Here is a 1,439-nt window from a genome sequence, read left to right as displayed (position 1 = left end):
TTAAATTACGCATCATCAATTACATCGGCAGTTGAAAGAGTGGATGGTAATCCTAACTATCCTATTGATTATACTCAAGTATTCTATATTAATCCTTTAAATAAGACTATGCCTGCAACTTCTCTTGAAGTTGTTCCATATCATCCTTCATATCCAAATAGTTTGGCGCAACTTGATCCGAGTGTAACTAACTTTCATATTTACGAATATACAGATGGTAGCTTACTTAATGATAGTTTTTCAAATGATTATTCTTTAGCAATAGATGTTACGAGTCAGTATTCTCCAATTTGGAACGAAGATGGAACTGTAACGTTTAATTTTGGTGATATTACTAAAACTTATGTCGTAGTAGTTGATAGTGTGACAAAAGTTGATCCTAGCAATAAAATATTAGTACAGTCAGGCCTAGTATCTGCTGATACTACTCAAGGTACTCATGTTACAAGATCTACAGCTAATTTAACTCAGGCATTTTCTGGAGTGTCTATAGGGTCTCCTACGTTTAAACTGGGGAATTTTGTATGGAATGATCTTAATAAAAATGGAATACAAGAAATAGGGGAAAATGGGGTTGCTAATGTAACAGTTACAATAACCAATTCAAATGGTACAGTTGTTGGAACTACTCAAACTGATGTAAATGGTGGTTATTTGTTCCAAAATTTACCTGAAGGCACATATACAGTTGAATTCTCTAATATCCCAACTGGATTTGTTGTAAGTCCTTCAAATTCAGGTACAGATCCATCATTAGATTCAAATGGATTAATTTCTACAGTAACAATTGCTAATGGAGATAATTTAACAGCTGATTTAGGAATTTATGAACCAATATATCGTATAGGTGATTATGTATGGCTTGATACAGATGGAGATGGTATTCAAGGAACTTCAGTTGATGAAGCACCGTTTGAAGGAGCTCAGGTAATATTATATGATGAGAATGGAAATAAGATTGCAGAGACATTAACTGACAATAGAGGTTACTATGAGTTTAATAATCTTGATAATGGAACTTATCAAGTTGAATTTATTAACCCTAACCCTGATATGTTAGCTTTCACAAAACAAAATGCTGGTGCCGATAATGTTGATTCAGATGTATCGGATGCTAACAATAGAGTAACAGTTACTATTAATAATGCTGACAATATGACTATTGATGCAGGACTTCAACAAGTTTATTCAATTGGAGATAAAGTATGGTTAGATACAAATGGAGATGACATCCAAAATGGTGGAACAGAACCAGGTATCGCAGGAGTGCAAGTCCAATTAGTCGATAAAACAACAGGAACAGTAATCCAAACACAAACAACAGATGTTAATGGTGATTATTTATTCACAGGCTTAAAACCAGGTGATTACACAGTAGTATTTGGAACACCAGCTCAAGTGACAAATCCAGATGGAACAACAACAAATTACACAGAAGT

The 1,439-nt window shown here is 33.9% G+C and carries 1 protein-coding gene; it reads left to right on the top strand.

Features of this window, described 5'->3' with window-relative positions:
- Nucleotides 1-1,439: SdrD B-like domain-containing protein (locus tag ER639_RS11880; protein WP_205757718.1), on the top strand; the 1,439-nt coding region annotated here is incomplete at both ends.

The organism is Macrococcus sp. DPC7161, from assembly GCF_004117835.1.
Classification (GTDB): Bacteria; Bacillota; Bacilli; order Staphylococcales; family Staphylococcaceae; genus SDSC01.
Note: the sequence above shows the minus strand (reverse complement) of the source record. Positions and strands in the feature narration are given on the sequence as shown.